The 1,376-nt window shown below is 43.3% G+C and carries 1 protein-coding gene; it reads right to left on the bottom strand.

Going from position 1 to position 1,376, the window contains the following annotated elements; genetic code table 11:
• Window positions 1-27: 27 nt before the first annotated feature.
• On the bottom strand, window positions 28-984 hold the full coding sequence (locus A136_RS22850) for an IS110 family transposase (protein ID WP_017064050.1): 957 nt from the start codon (window positions 982-984) through the stop codon (window positions 28-30).
• Window positions 985-1,376 lie beyond the last annotated feature (392 nt).

The following is a 1,376-nucleotide window of genomic DNA, read 5'->3' as shown; positions in this document are numbered from 1 at the left end:
CCTAACAAACGACTATGGCGTCAATGATTAATTTTTGGCAGTGTTTTCATCCCACATGGCGCCATCTCTCAGCATAGAGTTAAGAGTCACAACCATCTTTCGAACACACGCGATTATTGCGACTTTCTTAGGCTTTCCGGCAGCTACAAGTCGAGCATAAGTTGCTTTGAATACGGGGTTACATTGCATGGCTGACATCATTGCCATATATAACACTGTGCGTACTTGCGCTCGACCGCCTTGGATCACGCGCTTACCTTTGTAGCGCCCACTTTCGCGTGTTATTGGAGCGACACCAATTAGTGATGCCGCTTGTTTATTTGTGATGTAGCCAAGTTCTGGTACGTTGCTAATTATTGATGCAGCGGCAATGTTTCCTATTCCAGGGACGCTCTGCAATATTGTGTTTTTAGCCTGATATTCAGGGCTATCTTCAATGAGTTTAACGAGCTTTTCTTCTAACTTGGTGATTTGATTTTTTATCGTGGTTAGCATCGGTTTGATAGTCGGATGGAGAGAAGCGGGAAGTATCTGGATTCGGTTCTTTTCCATGGTTTGCATGGATAACAACTGGTTTCGGCGAATGACTAAGTCACTCATTAGGCGTATGTTTTTTGGCTTTATGACAGTAAGAGCTGGTTTGATTGCTTCTCCATAGTGAGCAATCAATTCTGCATCTAAACGATCATTTTTGGCTCTGCGGCCAATAGCACCAGCGAACCGTTTTATGTGGACAGGGTTTGCTCTGACAATAGGTAATTGAGCCTCTGCACATGCAAGAACAAAAGGCATTTCTAATCGGCCTGTTGCTTCAATAACGATTCGTTCAGGACTGTGACTCTTAATCGTTTTGAGTGCTTTTTTGATGCCTTTATCATTGTTCTCTACTGAGAAAAATAGGTCTAGTGGCCTGATGTGGATGTCTAATTGTGTTTTGCCGGTATCAACTCCAACGTTGATGCTTTGATTGATTTTGGTATTCATAATAAGCTAACTCATGCTTGCGTAATGCGGGTTCGAGACCCAGTCGACTATTCGAGGTTTATGCTTGAAGTCCTATGTAGCGTTCATGTTTGTTATCGGTCTCTCGATAGAGGAGCCAGCGTTTAAACGAACTACTACATAGAAAGCTTTAGTTGCAGCTAAAGCCTGGGTCTCACATTACCCGATTGGAGTGCTTATTATCCATACAAAGCGTTTAAGACAGATTCCCAACGCCTGGCATTTTTCATTCCATTGTTGGGTTTTGTGTTTACGGTGGTATGGTTAAGTTTCTTGGTGGCGTTGCTCACTACTTAACGCGGCTACATGGATTCCCCTGGTTGTCAAACATCCGCTAAACTTATGTTGATGGGTTTTGGACTGCCGCTCTACAT

The organism is Vibrio crassostreae 9ZC13, from assembly GCF_000272045.2.
Classification (GTDB): Bacteria; Pseudomonadota; Gammaproteobacteria; order Enterobacterales; family Vibrionaceae; genus Vibrio; species Vibrio crassostreae_C.
The sequence above is the reverse complement of the archived record's forward strand: the minus strand, read 5'-3'. Positions and strand labels throughout refer to the sequence as shown.

Excerpts from the sequence above, each read along its gene's own strand:
- A136_RS22850 (WP_017064050.1), bottom strand. The coding sequence starts at position 984 with ATGAATACCAAAATCAATCAAAGCATCAACGTTGGAGTTGATACCGGC.